Here is a 555-nt window from a genome sequence, read left to right on the forward strand (position 1 = left end):
ACGCGCTGCTGGTGCCCTACCTGCTGGCGGCGATACGGATGGTCGAGGGCGGCTTCGCCTCCGTCGAAGACGTCGACAAGGCCGTGGTTGCCGGGCTGTCCCATCCCATGGGCCCCCTGCGGCTTTCCGACCTGATCGGGCTGGACACCGTCAAACTGATCGCCGACAAGATGTACGAGGAATTCAAGGAGCCGCAATACGCGCCGCCGCCGCTGTTGCTGCGGATGGTCGAGGCGGGTCGGCTCGGCAGAAAGTCCGGGCAGGGTTTTTACTCGTACTGAGGAAATTCAGCGGCGATTCGTCCGGGTCGGCGTCGTACTTGTTGTTTGAAGCGGGTACCATTCTCGCGTCAGACAATGAAAGGGGCATTCCGGGCATGCCGCAGTTAACGCCGTATTACGAAGAGTCGCAATCGATTTATGACATCTCAGATGAGTTTTTCGCATTATTTCTAGACCCGACGATGGGCTACACCTGTGCCTACTTCGAGCGTGACGACATGACTCTCGAGGAGGCGCAAAACGCCAAATTTGATTTGGCGCTGGGCAAGCTGAA

The 555-nt window shown here is 58.4% G+C and carries 2 protein-coding genes; both read left to right on the forward strand.

The features are described 5' to 3' along the window. On the forward strand, nt 1-281 hold a 281-nt coding region (locus A5791_RS16210), incomplete at its 5' end, for a 3-hydroxyacyl-CoA dehydrogenase family protein (RefSeq protein WP_231995922.1). A 95-nt stretch (nt 282-376) separates the two neighbouring features. Continuing rightward, nucleotides 377-555, forward strand: a 179-nt coding sequence (locus tag A5791_RS16215; RefSeq protein WP_197504705.1) for a class I SAM-dependent methyltransferase, incomplete at its 3' end; no start/stop codon positions are given.

The sequence above is a fragment of the Mycobacterium sp. 852002-51163_SCH5372311 genome, assembly GCF_001667115.1.
Lineage (GTDB): Bacteria > Actinomycetota > Actinomycetes > Mycobacteriales > Mycobacteriaceae > Mycobacterium.